The organism is Falsibacillus albus (assembly GCF_003668575.1).
GTDB classification, from domain to species: Bacteria; Bacillota; Bacilli; order Bacillales; family DSM-25281; genus Falsibacillus; species Falsibacillus albus.
In genome coordinates this window covers 1-17,878 of sequence record NZ_RCVZ01000029.1, presented here as the reverse complement: position 1 = coordinate 17,878, position 17,878 = coordinate 1, and the positions used below count along the sequence as shown (strand labels likewise).

General features: G+C 40.4%; 20 protein-coding genes. 5 read left to right on the top strand and 15 right to left on the bottom strand.

Translation table 11 applies throughout. From position 1 onward, the window contains the following. Nucleotides 1-118: 118 nt before the first annotated feature. Together D9X91_RS21790 and D9X91_RS21785 are read right to left on the bottom strand one after the other, a co-directional pair. A complete protein-coding gene (locus D9X91_RS21790; protein ID WP_121682767.1) occupies nucleotides 119-574 on the bottom strand; it encodes a TlpA family protein disulfide reductase in 456 nt (151 codons plus the stop codon). Nucleotides 575-678: 104 nt separating this feature from the next. Further along, the gene (locus D9X91_RS21785; RefSeq protein ID WP_121682766.1) at nucleotides 679-1,227 is read right to left on the bottom strand and encodes a peroxiredoxin; all 549 of its coding nucleotides are present in this window, start codon (nucleotides 1,225-1,227) and stop codon (nucleotides 679-681) included. Nucleotides 1,228-1,610: 383 nt separating this feature from the next. Between D9X91_RS21785 and D9X91_RS21780 the strand changes: the two genes are divergently transcribed. After that, nucleotides 1,611-2,465 carry a mechanosensitive ion channel family protein gene (locus tag D9X91_RS21780; RefSeq protein WP_121682769.1) on the top strand — a complete coding sequence of 285 codons (855 nt, stop codon included), beginning with the start codon at nucleotides 1,611-1,613 and terminating at the stop codon, nucleotides 2,463-2,465. A gap of 175 nt (nucleotides 2,466-2,640) precedes the next feature. Here the strand turns inward: D9X91_RS21780 and D9X91_RS21775 are convergent, their stop codons facing one another. From D9X91_RS21775 to D9X91_RS21765, 3 genes are all read right to left on the bottom strand, one after another. Beyond that, entirely contained in the window at nucleotides 2,641-3,759 is a 1,119-nt protein-coding gene (locus D9X91_RS21775; RefSeq protein WP_121682765.1) for an N-acetyldiaminopimelate deacetylase, read from the bottom strand. A gap of 55 nt (nucleotides 3,760-3,814) precedes the next feature. Further along, entirely contained in the window at nucleotides 3,815-4,525 is a 711-nt protein-coding gene (gene dapD, locus D9X91_RS21770) for a 2,3,4,5-tetrahydropyridine-2,6-dicarboxylate N-acetyltransferase (protein ID WP_121682764.1), read from the bottom strand. Nucleotides 4,526-4,596: 71 nt separating this feature from the next. Beyond that, on the bottom strand, nucleotides 4,597-5,484 hold the full coding sequence (locus D9X91_RS21765) for a LysR family transcriptional regulator (protein ID WP_121682763.1): 888 nt from the start codon (nucleotides 5,482-5,484) through the stop codon (nucleotides 4,597-4,599). Between the two features lie 108 nt (nucleotides 5,485-5,592). Here D9X91_RS21765 and D9X91_RS21760 point away from each other — a divergent pair, with 108 nt between their 5' ends. Beyond that, on the top strand, nucleotides 5,593-6,333 hold the full coding sequence (locus tag D9X91_RS21760; protein WP_121682762.1) for a sulfite exporter TauE/SafE family protein: 741 nt from the start codon (nucleotides 5,593-5,595) through the stop codon (nucleotides 6,331-6,333). Nucleotides 6,334-6,494: 161 nt separating this feature from the next. Here D9X91_RS21760 and D9X91_RS21755 read toward each other — a convergent pair whose 3' ends face one another. From D9X91_RS21755 to D9X91_RS21745, 3 genes are all read right to left on the bottom strand, one after another. Continuing rightward, on the bottom strand, nucleotides 6,495-8,009 hold the full coding sequence (locus D9X91_RS21755) for an MDR family MFS transporter (RefSeq protein WP_121682761.1): 1,515 nt from the start codon (nucleotides 8,007-8,009) through the stop codon (nucleotides 6,495-6,497). Between the two features lie 136 nt (nucleotides 8,010-8,145). Further along, nucleotides 8,146-8,595 (bottom strand): cyclic-di-AMP-binding protein CbpB, encoded by a 450-nt coding sequence (cbpB, locus tag D9X91_RS21750; protein WP_121682760.1) that lies wholly within the window; start codon nucleotides 8,593-8,595, stop codon nucleotides 8,146-8,148. Nucleotides 8,596-8,848: 253 nt separating this feature from the next. Beyond that, nucleotides 8,849-9,103: a YkuJ family protein gene (locus tag D9X91_RS21745; RefSeq protein ID WP_121682759.1), complete on the bottom strand. Its 255-nt coding sequence runs from the start codon at nucleotides 9,101-9,103 to the stop codon at nucleotides 8,849-8,851. Between the two features lie 454 nt (nucleotides 9,104-9,557). Here D9X91_RS21745 and D9X91_RS21740 point away from each other — a divergent pair, with 454 nt between their 5' ends. Beyond that, nucleotides 9,558-9,797: a glutaredoxin family protein gene (locus tag D9X91_RS21740; protein ID WP_121682758.1), complete on the top strand. Its 240-nt coding sequence runs from the start codon at nucleotides 9,558-9,560 to the stop codon at nucleotides 9,795-9,797. A gap of 69 nt (nucleotides 9,798-9,866) precedes the next feature. Here D9X91_RS21740 and D9X91_RS21735 read toward each other — a convergent pair whose 3' ends face one another. The 5 genes from D9X91_RS21735 to D9X91_RS21715 form a co-directional block, all read right to left on the bottom strand. Next, nucleotides 9,867-10,577: a DUF3993 domain-containing protein gene (locus D9X91_RS21735; protein WP_121682757.1), complete on the bottom strand. Its 711-nt coding sequence runs from the start codon at nucleotides 10,575-10,577 to the stop codon at nucleotides 9,867-9,869. A 190-nt stretch (nucleotides 10,578-10,767) separates the two neighbouring features. Then, nucleotides 10,768-11,007: a hypothetical protein gene (locus tag D9X91_RS21730; RefSeq protein WP_121682756.1), complete on the bottom strand. Its 240-nt coding sequence runs from the start codon at nucleotides 11,005-11,007 to the stop codon at nucleotides 10,768-10,770. A gap of 66 nt (nucleotides 11,008-11,073) precedes the next feature. Beyond that, nucleotides 11,074-12,294, bottom strand: a complete 1,221-nt coding sequence (locus D9X91_RS21725) for an EAL domain-containing protein (protein ID WP_121682755.1) — start codon at nucleotides 12,292-12,294, stop codon at nucleotides 11,074-11,076. 227 nt (nucleotides 12,295-12,521) lie between these two features. Further along, nucleotides 12,522-13,286, bottom strand: a complete 765-nt coding sequence (gene fadH, locus D9X91_RS21720; protein ID WP_121682754.1) for a 2,4-dienoyl-CoA reductase — start codon at nucleotides 13,284-13,286, stop codon at nucleotides 12,522-12,524. A 182-nt stretch (nucleotides 13,287-13,468) separates the two neighbouring features. Continuing rightward, nucleotides 13,469-13,687, bottom strand: a complete 219-nt coding sequence (locus D9X91_RS21715; protein WP_121682753.1) for a hypothetical protein — start codon at nucleotides 13,685-13,687, stop codon at nucleotides 13,469-13,471. Nucleotides 13,688-13,881: 194 nt separating this feature from the next. Between D9X91_RS21715 and D9X91_RS21710 the strand changes: the two genes are divergently transcribed. Beyond that, entirely contained in the window at nucleotides 13,882-14,757 is an 876-nt protein-coding gene (locus tag D9X91_RS21710) for a metallophosphoesterase (RefSeq protein WP_121682752.1), read from the top strand. A gap of 6 nt (nucleotides 14,758-14,763) precedes the next feature. Here the strand turns inward: D9X91_RS21710 and D9X91_RS21705 are convergent, their stop codons facing one another. Beyond that, entirely contained in the window at nucleotides 14,764-16,872 is a 2,109-nt protein-coding gene (locus D9X91_RS21705; RefSeq protein WP_199738159.1) for an EAL domain-containing protein, read from the bottom strand. A gap of 254 nt (nucleotides 16,873-17,126) precedes the next feature. Here D9X91_RS21705 and D9X91_RS22795 point away from each other — a divergent pair, with 254 nt between their 5' ends. Continuing rightward, nucleotides 17,127-17,516 carry a hypothetical protein gene (locus D9X91_RS22795; RefSeq protein WP_199738158.1) on the top strand — a complete coding sequence of 130 codons (390 nt, stop codon included), beginning with the start codon at nucleotides 17,127-17,129 and terminating at the stop codon, nucleotides 17,514-17,516. Between the two features lie 130 nt (nucleotides 17,517-17,646). Here D9X91_RS22795 and D9X91_RS22660 read toward each other — a convergent pair. Continuing rightward, on the bottom strand, nucleotides 17,647-17,878 hold a 232-nt coding region (locus tag D9X91_RS22660; RefSeq protein WP_158598392.1), incomplete at its 5' end, for a hypothetical protein.

The window sequence follows — 17,878 nt, the reverse complement described above, 5'->3', positions numbered from 1 at the left end:
TGATTACGTGCATTTTTTTGTTCAAATTGTGTAAGAACCCCAACAAATATTATAGAACCAAAAAAAGAAGGCTTCCCCAATGTGGAAGCACAATCGGAAAGCCTTCTTTTCTTCTATATTATTCAACTTTGTTCATTTCATCCAGGACACGGTTGACACGTTTCTCAAGCATTTTCATCCCGCTGCCGCCAGCTTGGAAGTGACGAAGTTTCCCTTCTTTATCAAATACATAGTAAGCCGGAACATACTGATTATCAAATGAATCAGTAAGTTTATGCTCACTGTCAACGAAAATAGGCTGGGTAATCCCATGTTCTCTAGCGGTCTTTTTGATTTCCTCGATGTTTAAATCATCTTCAGATCTCGGCATATGAACTGCAACCACGTTTAATTGATCTCTGTATTCATCACGGAATTGATTGACCTGAGGCATCGCCTCTTTGCATAAGTGGCAGCTGATCGACCAAAAGTGAATCAACGTAGGCTTCTCACCGACCAGATCGTCACGTGTAACTTCCCCATTCAGCCATTCTGTTGCCCCTTTAAGCTCTGGCATAGGTTCTCTAAGTTTCATGGGTAAATCCTCCTTTTTCGTCCATGGTTTGAAAAAAGGCCTAACCTGAAGTTAGACCTTGTTGATATCACGTTCGCCTTTGTTCGAGGCGCTTACGCTTTTAATTAAACGTTAAGCGTTTTTTGGCCTGGCTTCCAGTTTGCCGGGCAAAGGCCGCCAGTTTGAAGCGCTTGAAGTACTCGAAGCGTTTCATCTACGTCGCGTCCAATGTTGTTATGGTTAACTACTTGGTACATCAATTCGCCTTCAGGGCTGATGATGAACAAGCCGCGCAGCGCTACACCTTCTTCTTCAATCAGGACACCGTATTCACGGGAAATTTCATGATTTGTGTCAGCAGCCAATGGATAATTAAGATCCCCAAGGCCATTTTCTTTGCGATCTGTTTTGATCCATGCTAAATGGGTATGGATCGTATCAGTGGAAACACCGATAACTTGTGCATCCAAGTCTTCGAATTCATCATAGCGATCGGATAGTGCAGTGATTTCCGTAGGACATACGAATGTAAAGTCCATTGGATAGAAGAATAAAACTGTCCATTTTTCGTTTTTCATGTTTTCTTCCAAGCTTACTTTACCAAATTCTTTATTAGCAAGTACGGCATCCATTTCAAATCGTGGCGCTTGCTTGCCTACCATGCGTTCTGCCATGATTAAATCCCTCCAAATATTTATTTAATTGAGAATATATATATGTAATTCTCAATTGTTCAATCTTCAACAATAAACATTATAGTATAGCCTACTTGGATAGTCAACGTTTATTATAATTAATTTAATATAAAAATGATTCTATTTTAATAAGCCTACAAGACATGAAACCACACTACATGTTTTTCCCTAAATTCTACAATAATAATCAATTCATTCGAAAAACGACAAAATTTTTGTTAATATTCATTACAGGGATCGACAAACATTAGTTTAACATTTCTCTTTGTGGGAATAAAACAAAATGCATGGTTTATGAGGTCTTCCCTTTAACAAAGGATACACATACATAATGAGACGGAAGGATGATGGAATTGGATTTAATGTTTTCATTCATTGATTTGGGTGCAAGGATCGCCCATTATGATTGGGGGGCGCTTTTTGTCAAAATCGGCTTTATTGTATTAAAGCTCATCGCCATATACATAGCATACTTAATCATCAGAAGCTTCGGCAACAAAGTGATTTCAAGCGCATTCACAAAATATAAGGAACGAAATAATGTTTCCCAATCACGTGCCCAAACACTTGAAAGCCTTACAAAGAATGTCTTTTCTTACATTTTGATTTTCATCTTCTTTGTGACCGTTCTTCAAGTATTCAGCATTCAAGTGACTGCCATCCTTGCAGGAGCAGGGATTGTAGGGCTCGCCGTCGGATTTGGTGCACAAGGACTTGTGAGTGACATTGTAACAGGATTCTTCATTCTTTTGGAGCGTCAGGTTGATGTCGGAGACTACGTCACCACAGGAGGTTTTTCTGGGATTGTTGAGAATGTGGGGATTCGCACGACTCATATACGAGGATTCGATGGAACGCTTCATTATGTTCCAAACAGGGAAATCACCAGTTTGAGCAACCATACCAGAGGAAATATGAGAGCACTGGTCGATATCGGGATCTCTTATGAAGACGATATCGACAAAGCCATTTTGGTGCTTCAGGAAATGTGCAACCGGATTGGCGAAGAAGATCAAAATATAGTTGAAGGTCCGAATGTTCTCGGCGTTCAAAACCTAGGTTCCTCTGATATCGTCCTTCGGATCATTGCCAAAACAGCTAACGGGGAACAATGGGGGATTGAACGGAAGCTTAGAAAAGCGATTAAAGAAACACTCGATGCCAATGACATTGAAATTCCATTTCCTCATCAAGTATTCATCGAAAAGAAAGAATAGCAATGAACGAAGGGCAGTCCCTTTATGCATAGTAGCATAAGGGAACTGCCCTTTTATTAATGGCTTGGGTCAAAGACTCCGGAGGGGACTGCGGGCCTCCTGCGTGGAAATCAATTTTGTCCAACATGATGAATAGCAACAAATGTTAAGAATCGAGCTTTACGAAAAAAACCATTTATAATGTTTGAATATAGTTTACCATGGTGTCGATGGCAAACGGAATGGCATCTTCATTTGGATTCAGTTTGGCATGATGAAGGCCGAATTCGGATTGTACACCAAGCCAGCACATGAAACCTGGTATTTCATAAAGCATATAGCCAAAGTCTTCTCCTGTCATAGCTTCTTTGCAATTCACAAATTCAATGCCAGGATGCTTTTTTAAAAAGCTTATGAATTGCCTTGTCAATTCCTCATCATTATATACTTGGTGGTACATGCTTCCATAATCGATGACAGCTTTGCAGCCAAATCCTGCCTCTATTCCTTTGATAAGGGCTTCTATCCGCTCTTTGACTGATTGCATCGACTCATTTGAGAAGGTCCTGATCGTCCCTTCCAATCTTGCATGCTCAGCAATGATGTTTTGCACCGTTCCTCCAGTGATCTTACCGATTGTAACCACTGCACTCTCAAGTGGATTCACATTTCTTGAAACAATCGATTGAAGCTGGGTCACAAGATGTGCTGCAGCTACCACCATATCCCTTGTAAGGTGCGGGTAGGCTGCATGCCCACCCTTGCCCTCCAGATCTATGAATAGCTCGGATGTATTGGCAAACAGCAGCCCTTCTTTAGTCGCGATTGTGCCGACCGGATATTCCGGGGCAATATGGAGCGCAAAGATCGTATCTGGCCGCCATTCACTCATTTCCTTGCTTTGAAGCATCGGTAGTGCGCCTCCAGGGCCTTCCTCGGCAGGCTGAAAAATGAATAGCAAATCGTCTTCGATTGGGTGGTGGACAAAATGTGTAAGGATGCCAAGAGCGATGCTCATATGAAAATCGTGCCCGCAGGCATGCATGCAGCCCTCATGCTCTGATTGAAAAGGTAGGGAGGTTTTTTCTTCAATCGGCAAACCATCAATATCAGATCGGTATCCAATTGTTTTCTGTGGATTCCGACCCTTTATCTTTACAAACAATCCTGTCTTCCATTTTTTGATTTCCATACGCTCTGAGGGTAATTCCGTCAAATATCGAAGCAAGAACTGCTGGGTTTTGAATTCCTTGAACCCGAGCTCTGGTATTTTGTGAAGTTCACGCCTGATTTGAATGTATCGATTTAGCGTCATATCATGCTCCCCCTATACAAAGAGAGAGGCTGCCCAAAAGACAGCCCCGCTTATATTAAAGTTGACGAAGTTCTTTTTTAATCTCCGTTTTTGATTTTGTTTTTTCATCGATTTCCTTTAATACACGTGCAGGAGTCCCTGCTACTACCGTATTAGGTGGAACATCATCGACTACAACCGCTCCTGCGGCAACGACAGCACCTTTTCCGACCGTAACGCCTTCCAGGATAACAGCATTTGCTCCAACCACGACATCATCCTCGATGACGACAGGTTTAGCTGATGGAGGTTCAATGACCCCGGCCAAGACAGCACCGGCACCAATGTGACAATTTTTCCCGACAGTGGCACGTCCTCCAAGCACGACGTTCATATCGATCATGGTTCCTTCTCCTACGACAGAACCAATATTAATCATAGCCCCCATCATGATGATCGCACCTTCTCCGATTTCCACCTGATCTCTGATAATCGCGCCGGGCTCGATTCTGGCTTTGATATTCTTCAAGTCAAGCAATGGAATGGCAGAATTACGGCGGTCGTTCTCAAGTGCGTAGTCCTCGATGTCATCCTTATGATTTTCAAGGACCTTTGAGATTTCAGACCACTCGCCAAAGACCACTCCAGTGTTTCCTGTTATGAATGTTTGTGAATCGGCACCGAAATCGATCCCATCCAGCTGACCTTTCACATAAACCTTCACAGGTGTGGACTTTTTACTATTTTGAATAAACGAAATAATTTCGTTAGCATCCATCATTTTCATATGGGCATTCCTCCTAAATTCTATGTATACCTGAAAAATACTTTAACAAACAAGAGAGTTTAAAACAAGAATTAAAATGCCGTTGGATGAGATTGTAAATGCTCCCTGACCACTTCCACAAATGCATTGACCTGCTTCAACTCAAATGCGGACTCATATCCAAGCAGCCATGTATCCCGATTTAACATCGTATTATGGTCATCAGTCAATGGTATTTTAAAGATATCATTTTCCCCTCCATTGAGCGTAATAGCAGGCAAAATCGCGTAGCCTATCCCATTGAAGGTCATTTGTTTGCACGTTTCTATTTGGTCGACCACAATTGTTCTTTTTGGCGTGGTTTGGAATTGTCGATGCCACCAATCCTGTATTTCCTGATAATAGTTGGAATCGCTTTTGAATTGGATGAAAGGGCGATCTGTTTTCATGACATCCTCTATCTTGTCTATTTCACGATCCACTAAATACAGGCTGTCTTTAAACAGATGCAGCTTCGGACCTTTCCAATCCGGGGTGCCCCTGATGATGCCGATATGGACTTCGTCATCATATAAAGCTTTAATGATTTCACTGCTCCAACCTGTAATCAAAGAAATCTTGGCATGGGGATATTTTTGGACGAACCTTTTCAATACTTGCGGAAGCCAGTTTTGGCCAACGATGGAGGCACAGGCAATTTTCAATGTTCCATGAACCTTGGCATCCAGCGACTGCATCTCTTCCTTTACTTTCTCTTCCTTCTCTATTACTTCTTGGGCAAATTGGACAACAAGCTCCCCAGCAGGCGTAAGGGACAGCCCCTTTTGAGACCGTATGAATATTTTCGTCCCCCATTGCTTCTCTATATTCTGCAGCCGTTGGGAAAGGGCAGGCTGGGAAACAAAAAGCCTCTCAGCAGCCTTCCGCATATTCATTTCCTGGGCAAGGACCGTTAACAATTGATACTCAGAAAAGGTCATGATTCATCCCTCCCTTTCCATAAGTTTTTCTTATATTATATCTTAAAAATTTTAAAATTTCATTATTGATAATAAAGGCATATGATACGAATGAAAGGTGGGATGAAATTGACTTTCCTTCTTGTCATATGTATAGGCTTTTCAGCAACATTTGTAGGCACGCTTGCTGGAAGCGGAGGATTGATCGGAATGCCTTTGTTGCTATTAATCGGTGTACCCGTTCATTCTGCCATTGCATCTGCAAAGTTTTCAAACATCATCAGCTCTTTTTCCAGCTTTTATTATTTATTGAAGGAGAAAGAGATAACGATGAAACTGGCATTATCGATCACGCCATTTGCTGTTGCCGGCGGAATCGCAGGAGGGGTGCTGACCAACTCCATCAGTGAGACACATATGAAAATCATCGCTGTTTGTCTGCTCTCATTTGCTTTAATTCTTAATCTGTTCAAAAAATCAACAACAAAGCAGGGCAGTGCCAAGGACAAAATCACCAAACGGATGTTTCCATATTTATTCAGCATAAGCGCTTACGACGGAATGTTCGGGCCAGGCCAGGCAACATTGCTTATGATCATATATTTGCGGAATGGCTTTTCGTATTTAAAGGCGGTGGGATTAAGCCGGTTCCAAACCTTTGTCAGCTGTTTAGGGGCATTTTTCATGTACTTGGGAGCTGGAAATTTTGATTGGAAAATCGGGGTATGCCAAGCTGCAGGATCCTTTATAGGGGCCATGGTTTCGGTCCGGCTGGCAAAAAGACTCTCATTGAAGCAAGTGAAATATTTACTTAACGCCATCACCCTGCTGCTCATCCTCCAACTGGGATATGAAGCATTGCATTCGTGATTTTAGATCTCTGCAAACTTGATGTATGCAAACTCAATTCTTCTATGAATCTGTCTATAGTCATAAAGCTGGCTTCATTACTGAGCAAGCTTTATGACTGCAGATCCAAGGAAACGAGAAACTGCCCTTGAAGGATCAAGGACAGTTTCTCGTTTGCATTATTAACTTGTTTTTTGTTCTTTTGGGAGAAAGAAAATAAAAATGACGCTGATGATGGCAAATAAAAGCACCACCATGTACACAAAATGAAGAGCATTGGTCAGACTATGCTGAAGAAGCTCTCTAACGTGCATGGAAAGACGATTGCGTTCTGCAGCTTTCAACAGCTGGTTGGCAGAATCAACTGTCAGGCCTTGGTCGCCTTGACCGCCATGTTGATGCAAATAGTCCTGGATCCTGCTGTTAAGCAAACCTCCGAGAAGCGCCGCTCCAACAGTGTTTCCCAAATTCCTCATAAACATATTCGATGCTGTCGCAATCCCTCTCTTTTTCCAGTCTACATTACTTTGAATGGATACAATAAAGGCAGTTGAAGTCAACCCCATTCCCACCCCTACAAAGAATGATCCGCACGCAGCCCATATCGGTCCTGCTTCCGGTGTCATGTAAACAAATAGCACGCCACCAATGACCAATGAAGCGCCTCCCATTAAAGAAGTCGCCCTGAAACCTATTTTCAAAAGCAGCTTGCCTGCCAATGCAGACGAAATTGGCCAGCCGATCGACATTGCAGTCAAAGTAAACCCGGCAATTGTCGCAGATTTTTCCATAACACCTTGAACAAATGTGGGCAGGAAGCTTGAAAGTCCAATCAACATGACCCCAGTCGTCAATGAAACGGAATTAGCAATAAATATGGATTTATTTCTCCAAATTTCAAATGGCATCATCGGATTTTCCACCCTCCGCTCCTGCCAAATGAATGCGGAAAAGGCTAAAATAAATAAGACAATTAATCCGATGACCTGATAGGATGTCCATGCCCAATGCACTCCGCCTTCCACCAAAACAATCATGATCGAGCTGATGGCAGCAGTCAGTAAAATGGCACCAGCGTAGTCAATGGATGGCTTTTTCTTTTCAATATCTTCATGAAGGAAAAGAATCAAACCAGCAATGGATAGCAGCCCTAAAGGGATATTGATCCAAAAAACATATTTCCAATCAACATATTGAACCAAAAATCCACCGATTGCAGGACCCATAATGGCAGAAATTCCCCATACACTTGAAAGGTATCCCTGTATCTGCGCCCTTTCTTCCTTTGAATATATGTCACCGACAATTGTAGTGGCAATCGGCAGAACAGCTCCTGCCCCCAACCCTTGAATGAACCTGAAAATAATTAGCTGTGTCATACTCCCCGAATAGCCGCAAAGCGTAGATCCAGTTAAAAATAGTAGGATACCCGTAATGATGATCGGTTTCCTGCCAAAAATATCGGATAATTTCCCATAAATGAGTACGGTAACAGCATTCATCAATAAGTAAGAAGAAAATACCCAGCTGAATAAGGAAAATCCACCGAGGTCCCCCACTATCGCAGGCATTGCGGTGGATACAATCGTTGCCTCAATGGCCCCCATGAACATTGCAAGCATAACCGAAGCAAGAACCAGCGGCCTCTTCGTTTGTTTTTTTTCTATTTGCTCCACTTGCTTTTTAGCAGTTTCCATCGATATCCTCCTATGGTGCAGAAAACAAAAGGCTGCCCCTGCATTTCGACTCCTCTCTCGGCTTAGTATCCAAGTTCATGAAATGGACTATACCATGATGATTATGGGAGGAGCCGAAAACTCATCGGGACAGCCTCTATTCTGAATGTTTCATTTTGTAAATATGTCCTTTTAGTTGCTTTAAAATGATTCTACGGGTAAGTATCCCTTCAAATACTCCGTCCTCATCTTCAACGCATAAAAAATTATGATCGACTAAAAGGTCCAGCACTTTTTGAAAAATGTCATCTTTTTTTATTCTGGGGAAGTCCGTGATCATGACATCCTCCACTTTTTTATTTTCAAGCTTTTCATATTCGATCCGTTCCAACCCCAAAATGGATTCCGTAATGATCGGAGAACTGATCAATCCGTGCAATCTATATTGTGGATCTAGAACGGGAATGGCAGAATAGCCGCTTTTGGTCAATAGCAGCAAGGCATGTTCCAGATTGTTCCCCACTTGAACATGTGCTACTTTTTCTGATGGAATAATGAAATCATTAATCGGTGTTTCTAAAAATTCCTTACTTTGAACTGTAATCATAAAAACTCCCTCGTTTAAAAAAATACATACACGTTCATTTCCATTTTAACACATATACATAACAGTCGTCTTTCTTTAAGAATTGAACTCACAATTCTGATTTAGGTAATTATTGATCATAATGGTGCTGAAGAATTCTCTTATTTGCAATTCCAGGCTGCATAAAAAAAAGAGCCCTCAAGGCCCTCAGAATAATATCAATAATCATGAATTTGAGATTCTCTAAAAAGCTCAATGGCAGTTGCTTGACCGATCAGGAAGGATCGCGCTCTTCTTGCAGAAGGTCGAAGATTTCAATTGCTGCAATATCCATATCATCAAATTGATATTTATTTGATTTCGCATCATCATCATATACTTCCAGCTCAAACGTACCTGTAGAAGGAAAATATTTCACCTGACACAATGTTTTTCCATTCATTTCGAACAATCTTTGTGGTACCTCTCCAGAATCTTTTGTATCTTGCATAGCTTTCAATCGTTGAATTACACCCAATAATTGAGACATAGTAAATCTCCTTTCCTTCTTCTCTATAATGTATCATTTACGGAAATGATTTTTCTATCCGTGTACATTATACTCTAATAATTTTTTCTAAGGGAAAATCAGAAAAATCTTTCAATTATGCCTGATCCTTTTTAGAATGTACATGGATTTATTCAAGGCTAGATTGGATCTGTAGCGATCAATCTGATGCCCTACTTTATCCTATCATCCCATTCCCTAAGGAGAGAATGATAACAAAGTCCCATTTAGAATAATTCCGGATCGGCAGGAACTTTAAATCGATTCAATCCAAATTCAATGTTAAACTTTATCACACTTTTGAAAGAAAAGCACTTAGAAAGAATTTACTTCGGTCATTCGGGTTGGAGTCCTAACTTTGATGTGGTTTTGACAGATTTTAAAAAATAGGTCAAACTATTTACCGAGATTGGTATATCCTGAAAGGGGAAAACGAATGAAGGCAAATGTTATTGTTTACTCGCAGCCAGCCTGTCCACCATGTGAATTCACCAAAATGTTTTTAAAGGACAATCATATAGAGTTTGTCGAAAAAAACATAAAAAGTGATCCATCTGCAAGGAAAGAGCTTATGCAAACGTATAATGCTTTTTCAACACCTGTCATTGTGATCAATGGAGAGGCCATCATTGGGTTCGATCAGGAAAAAATCACTTCCTTGCTGAAAATAAAATAAGGAAATGGCTCTTTGGGTGATTATTAATTTCATTTGCCCCAAGAGTCAACTTCCTATATGTATGGTATTTCATTCCATCGTCATCGTCTTTTTTATTGATGCTTGGTTCAGGCTGTAAATGTCACTTGCGATCCAAACCTGATTTATCACGTTAATAGGAGACGTCATTGCGCGTGGTGCTTGAATCATGAAGCCTATTGGAAAACGGGAAAAATCTGACCATAACGAATGAATTTGACCGGGCTTTTTCCCCTTTACATATGGAACCTGCCCATCCGCTTTTTCAATGATCCGATCGGGTATATTTGTTTCGACCTCATCGATTTTCCACTCATTTTCACCTGTTTTTAAAAATTTCACCCCTTGATACCCATCAGGAAAAGAAACGGGTCCATCGCCATCGTCTACAAATTTTTCAATCACAAAGAAATCACCCCCATCTTGGACAATTTTCATTTTTGATTTGTCATAAGAAAAAAATGGAATATAGTATGGCGCAAAATCAGAACCGAACGTTTGATAACCACTTTTTGTTTTGACTAAATTCGCTTGTAAAAATATGTCCACAAACTTATCCGTGAAATACGGCTTCAAAACCTGCATGACTTCCGGCATGGTTCTTTCCTTTTCACTCAATGATACTTGCGCTTGAAACGCTTCTTTTACTTTTGCTATCGAAGGACCATCCATCTCATCTGCCCAAGCTGGCTCAGCAAATACTAGCAGAACCATGAAGCAAATACTTGCTAAGGAGCCAATTACATATTTTGCCCATCTCATTTCTCTCTCTCCTTCCCCGCATCCCGTTGATTACTTCTTCATTCTAACAATAGGATTTTGTCGATATGCTATGAACCGTTCGTTAAATACATACAAGAACCGACTTTTTTCTTATCATTCGTTTACCCTCCCCTTTTCATGGACAAACAAATCAGGCTTGCCCGAATGTACATTCTGACAAGCCTCTCAATTAATATCTATGCTGGATCACTTCATACAATACATATAATAAAGCCAAAGAAATAACGATGATATATGTAAGGAAGATGGGATTTCTCAAATAAGAGTGTCTTTTTACAGGATCTGACACAGATGCATCAAATTCGCCATCAACCGCTTTTTGTCCTTTTCCGATCATGAGGGTGTAAATCAATGCACCACCCACGATAACCACTCCGATAATCGTAAGTAAGATCATATATAAACTCAAGCATCATCCGCTCCTTTACGACGTTTAATCATAAATTCTCCAGAGCGGTTGCAAAATATACATCGATCAACGGAGCAGGCCCTCTTGCTCATATAAAAATTCATAGGACAAGTCCATGAATAAATAGTGATTATTCCTTAGTGGATATGAAAAAGTACGGATATTCTCCCCGGTTTCTATGTCACTGTATAAATCTGATAAAAGTCCCCTTTGATCCCGATTCATTTTAACAATGTTCTCGAGAAAATACGGCCTCCAGCTCCAATTCTTCCCATTGTATCCCTCTTGTATTTCCCAATTTTCTCCTATTCTGAAGAAGTTGGATGAGAGCTGAAAACCGTTTTCATCACAAATGTATAAACGAAAACTCATCTGGCTGAATTCCAATGAAACCTGTTCAAGAAGATGATCATATGGATCTTGTAGCTTCTTGGGATTTTGGAAAAATGAAAAGATTAAGTCCTGCAGTTGATCAGAAAGTTCATAAACCTTCAGGAGTTTATTTTTTTCATGTACAATGAACTTTTCACATTTAACACGGAGTTTTTCATTAAAAATCGATGTATCTGCAAAAGCAGCCTCTGGATGGTGAAGATAAAATCCTTGGTAATAACGGCCTCCATTAATCCATGCAAATTGCAGCTGATAATCCATTTCTATATTTTCGAATAATAATGAAGCGCCAATCTTTCTTGCCAACAGTGAAAAGGAATAAAGTACATCTTTCAACGTTGTATTGTTTAAGTCATTTCTGAGCGGTTTAAGATCGACCTTTAGAATATCCGGGGAAAGCTGGCTGATCTTATCCAAATGCCCGCTTTCTTCGCCCATTTTATCAAGCGCAATTTTAATTCCAAGCGTTTTTAAATAGCGCAATAAATGATGCAAGTCCCCTGTTTCTCCTTTATAGCTTCCTTCTTTGACTTCAAGGACCACTTTTTCCAATGAGAGCCCCTTTTGTTCATAGTGCTGAAGGATCATGATAAGCTGCTCGCCGCTGTCCAACATCAATAATTCAATGTCTCGGTTCACGAATACTAATGGTTGCTGGTCCAATTTGAGGATTTTATCGAAGGCTTTTGAAAGAACAAGATTATCGATTTCAATGCGATACTCTTCAGGAATTTGGTTATCAAAAAAAAATGGCCCCAAGCTCTCAACTTTTGCTTCAGTTTCATATCTCCCCAATATTTCATAGCCGATAACTTTATGCTCATCTGCACTGAATATTGCCTGAAAATACGGAACTACTTTATCTTGATTGGTCAATATCTCTAATGCATCCATAGCTGCCCTCCGTAAAAAAGATTATCAATGATTATATCATATAGACAGACATCTAGAATTCATTAATAAAAAAATACTGCTTGATGATATTCATTCAACTTCAAATGATGAAATTGTGTGAACATCCACCTTTGCGGAACGTGGACAGCTATGAAAGCAAAAGGCATCGAGATAAGAGCTTCCCGATACCTTTAACGACAACATGAACTTTGTTTATTGGTGGATGATTAAAAAGGGAATGGATTCAGCCACTGCCCGCCATCCATTGTTATGCATTCTCCATTGATGTAACCCGCATTTTCAGAAAATAAGAAATATGCTAGTTCAGCAATCTCTTCAGGGGTTCCAAGCCTGTGAAGCGGAACACTGTTCAACGTCCTTTTAGCCGCTTCCTCAGATTCCCACAGTTTGTCTGCACCTCCTGTACGTTCAATTGGTCCAGGGGCAATGGCATTGACCCTGATTCCATATTTATGGCCCCACTCGACCGCCAATGTACGGGTCAAGGATAAAACACCTGCTTTGGCTGCAGCCGAGTGAATGACGCCTGCTCCAGCATTCCATGCATAGGTTGCAACCATGTTGATGATGCTTCCCTTCACGCCATTATTAATCCAATATTCCCCTACCAATCTTGAACAATAAAAAGTTCCATTGAGTACAATGTCTATGACTGATTTCCATCCATTGACCGATAGCTTTTCTGCAGGGCAAATAAAGTTGCCGGCTGCATTATTGACTAGATGATCGATCGTACCGAATGCATCCACTGTCTCTTTGATCATCCGCTCTACATGATCCGGTTCCCTTACATCCATTTGTATTAGAATGAGTTGGTCAGATTCTGGACAGATTTCTTTTTTTGCCAATTCCAATTTTTCTTTATTCCTTCCGGTGATCGCCACTTTCGCACCAGAATCAATAAATTTTTTAGCCATGTATTTCCCCATTCCGCTTGAACCGCCTGTAACGATAACTACTTTATCTTTCATTCCCTTCCCCCCTATTTGTTGAATGAATACTCATTCATTATACCAGCCACTCTCTTTCATTCGCAATATTCTTACTACTTTCTGCATAAAAAAACAGACAACCTTCACCTGAAAACCTGGTTATTCTTCCAGGTCCAGACAAGGGCATGTCTGTCTCTATTGCCAATTTATCGTTTGCTAGTTTAAGAGTCAGCTTTGTTCAATAGTTTCTCATTCAGCTTCGAAAGGGCCTTTATAATGGTCTTTTTGCGATGATAACCTTTAATGCTTATGTTGGATTCATTCAGTTCAGCATAAACCCGTCCCCATGCACCTTTTGAATTGAAACCATAAACATATATTTTAATCAACCCTTGTTCAATCGGCAATAATATCAATTCCATTTGCTCGAATCTTTTCATAAGTGGATTCTCCTTTTGACATATTGTGTTTTTGCAACGTTCTTATCAAAAAGTTTGTTGCTATTAACCAAAAGGTTGATTTCTGCTTCAGTAGGAAGTATTCGACTACATTTGTAATACTTTAAATCAGTTCTGCATAATTGTCAAAATAGAACTGCTTTATCTACACAAGCAAATGGGAAAGGTTGAAGGACATGGGAATCACAATCTCCAGGAGAAAATTCATCAAAAAATTAATGGCAACCTACTTTTCTGTGGTTGCCATAAATGCATTGTTCTATTACTATTCAAAAAACATAGAAACTAGACGCATCAATATTACACAGATTCCAATTTTCAATAAAAAGATCCCAGTGGAGTTCAATGGCTTCAGGATCCTCCAATTCAGTGATACACATTTAGGATTCCAATATTCAATCAACCAGCTAAAAAAACATTTACTGCTGATGAAGCAGTTGTCCCCGCATTTGATATTATTTACAGGTGATTTAATGGATGTTCCGAATCAATATGATCACATCGACCATCTTTCAAGCTATTTGACTGATCTCCATGCACCATTTGGAAAAATAGGCATTTACGGGAATCACGACCACGGAGGTTATGGAACCGATATTTATAGGAAAGTCATGAATAAATCGGGCTTTAGACTCCTCAAAAATGAAGGCATAGATATATCGACAGCATCTGGTGCTTCGATTCACATTGCAGGCTTGGACGATGCAATGCTCGGAACTCCCAATATACAAAAAGCTCTTCGTAATGAAAAGAAGGGTCAATTCACCATTCTCCTATCCCATGCACCAGATCTGGCTGATGCTGTTTCAGTCGAAGGAGCAGATTTGCAATTAAGCGGACATAGCCACGGCGGACAGATCAAGCTTCCTTTTTACGGGCCGGTTGTAACACCACCCTATGCCAGGAAATATATAGAAGGCATGTACCACATTAACCAAAAGTATCCGTTGACCCTTTATGTAAATAGGGGACTTGGGACAACAAGGCTCCCATTCCGTTTCTTATCCATACCAGAGATTTCTTTGTTTACACTTTACACTTCAAGTCCATAATACGGATTATTGATTGACTAAAACTTTTTCCTCGATCTCCAATGCACTGACCGGTTTACTGAAATAAAAACCTTGTGCTTTTTGGCAATTGGCATTCAAGAGAAATTCGACCTGCTCCATTTCTTCGACACCTTCAGCCACGACTTCCAACCCGAGACTGTGGGCAAGGTGGATAATCGTTTTTGTTATAGCCGCATCTTTATAGCTTTGCTGGATTTCCTTGACGAATGTTTGGTCAATCTTCAAGATATCCAATGGAAACCTCTTCAAATAGTTCAATGAGGAATAGCCCGTTCCAAAATCATCCACTGATATTATGATGCCGATTTCTTTCAGCCGGTTCAGCATAGTCAATGTTGTTCGGGTGTCCTGCATGGCACCTTCGGTAATTTCTATTTCAAGGGAGTCCGGCGGCAATTTGTATTTCTTAAGCAAACGATTGATGATATCAGGTAGCTGGTGCTGCTGGAACTGCTTTGGAGATATGTTGATGGCTACCCTTACGCTCTGGTATCCTTTACTCCTCCACTTGCTTAATTGTTCGCACACATTTTCAATCACCCACTCGCCGATAGGAATGATCAGCCCCGTGTCTTCAGCCAACGGAATAAATTGAGAAGGTGTAACAAACCCAAACTTTCTATTTTGCCAGCGAAGCAGCGCTTCGAAGCTTTCTATCTTTCCGGTAGCGAGATTGACTTGCGGTTGATAATAGATGAGCAATTCCTCTTTCTCAATCGCTCTTCTAAGATGCGACTCCATTAATATGAAGTTTGGAAAAGCGACATTCATATCGGATTGATAAAAGCGATAGTGCGCCTTCCCTTTCTCTTTTACCTGGAACAATGCGCTGTCGGCACTTTTGATTAATGTTTCCGTGTCTTTTCCATCGGCAGGAAATATACTGATGCCGATGGACGGGGTGATATAATATTCTTGGTTATGCACATACATGGGCTCACTGAATTTAGACATGATTTCTTGTGCTGCCTTTTCGGCACTATCCCTGGATCCATTGAATAGAAGGATGATAAATTCATCTCCCCCCTGCCGGTAAATGCGATAGTTGACTGAAGATAAGCTTGTCAATCTTTCTGCAATCGTCCTCAGCAGATCGTCGCCTGTTTTATGCCCGAGTGTATCATTAAAAAATTTGAAGCGGTCTAAATCCAAATACAATAATGCCATTTCCTTTCCGATTTTCATGGCACTGGGGATTTCATCCTGCAAATGATCAAGAAGTGCCCGGCGATTCCATAACCCGGTCAATTGGTCATGGAAAGCCAAATACTTGATCGTTTCCGTATTTTGAGAATGCTCGGTAATATCCCTTACTATCAAATATATACCTGGAATCTCCCCATCGATTATGATCGGGATGCTTTTTAAATGGACAAGCAACTGGTGACCCCTTTTATTTGAAAGCCAACAAGCACTCTTCTCGATGGATTCCCCGCTTAAACAATGCTCCAACACATTTTTGATCGCAAATACTTCCTCTTCGATAACGAAATCATAAATAGAACAGCCGATCAAGTCTTCTTCACTAAATCCTAACAGTGAGCCGCTCGCTTTGTTCGCTTCAAGTATTTCCCCATTCCGGTCAAGAGAAAAAACCGCATCCATATTGTGGTCGATGATTGAACGATATCGCTGCTCGCTGTCAATCAATCGTTTTCTTTCATGAACTGATGCAGTAATATCCCTGGATACCGCTACCACAAAATCGATGATTCCCTTATCATTACGGATAGCTGTCAATAATGATTCATTTGTCATTAAATTTCCGTCCGCCGTACGTATTTCATCGATAAAGGATAATCGATCACCATTTTCCAATAAGTTTAAGTATTGCCCATTTAAATGTTCAAACAATTCTTTCTCCAGGACTTCCTCCATGAACATCCCCACTTGTCCCTGATCCACCCCGGATTGCAATTGTCCTTTTTCATTTACAAACATATATTTAAATCTTGGTTGAGGGTCATATTCCACCTTCATAATAAAAATCGCATCAGCCACATGATGAAATATGATTTCAAATAAAATTTCCTTTAATTTTTGATTTTCTCTAAAATTCTCTTCATTCATTAAAAAGTTTTTCAGATGAGTCATAACTTCTCCCTTTTCAACTGACAGCATTCCTGTTTTTATATCTATTGTACTAGTAAAAAGGTTGTTTTTACTATATTTCTTGGATATTTTTTTCAACAGTACCATAAATAGGTCTTTATTACTACAAAAGAATAATGAAAAAGTCTCCATCCGATATCGCATCGATGAATGGTCATCTTCACTGTCCTAGGCGAGGACAGGCGCAAAGCTTAATTTGTACCATACACTGTAAATAGAGAAAGGAGGTATGTTTTATGTATCCTCATTATTATCGCCCATACTATTATCCGGTTAGACACGGAAATGATGAACGCTTCTTTTTCGGATTTGGACTGCTGCCATTTTTAGCAGGTGGTTTAGCTGGTTTAGCAGTGGGACCATTCCTTTTTAACCGGCCTTGCTGCCCTCCATATTATCCATATCCGCCATACGGTATGCCTTATGCAGGTGGATATCCAATGGGACAAATGCCTTACGGTGCACCTGGAGCAGCACCCCAGATGGCTTCTAATATGCCTTATGGCGCTGGTTCAACACCTCAAATGGCTTCAAATTCGCCTTATGGTGCTGGTTCAACACCACAGATGGCTGCAAATATGCCTTATGGAACAGTAAATGAAACGGTCAATGTTTTTACTAAATAAATACTCTGTTAAAGGTCAGTATTGAAAAGCAGTAAAGATAATACTGTTTAACAGAACAAGATAAATAAAAAAATACCTTGCATTACCACTGAAGCAGGCTGTTGACAAATTCAATGGATTTTGAATTTGCTTACAGTCTTTTTTTATTGGTCAGAGCGTGAGTTTTTCCTCCAAAAATCATGCAGCTGTTTTCTCCGGACGGACCAATGACACTCTTTTTCCCGACGGGGCTTCTGCCTGGTTTCTGCTTGATTAGGTTCGGAATTCCAGCTGATGCAGGTTGATAGATTTCATTCTGGTTCCCTTCATTTCGATTTCCGCTCGTGACGGGCACCAGATTCCTGTTCTGATTCCCTTCATTT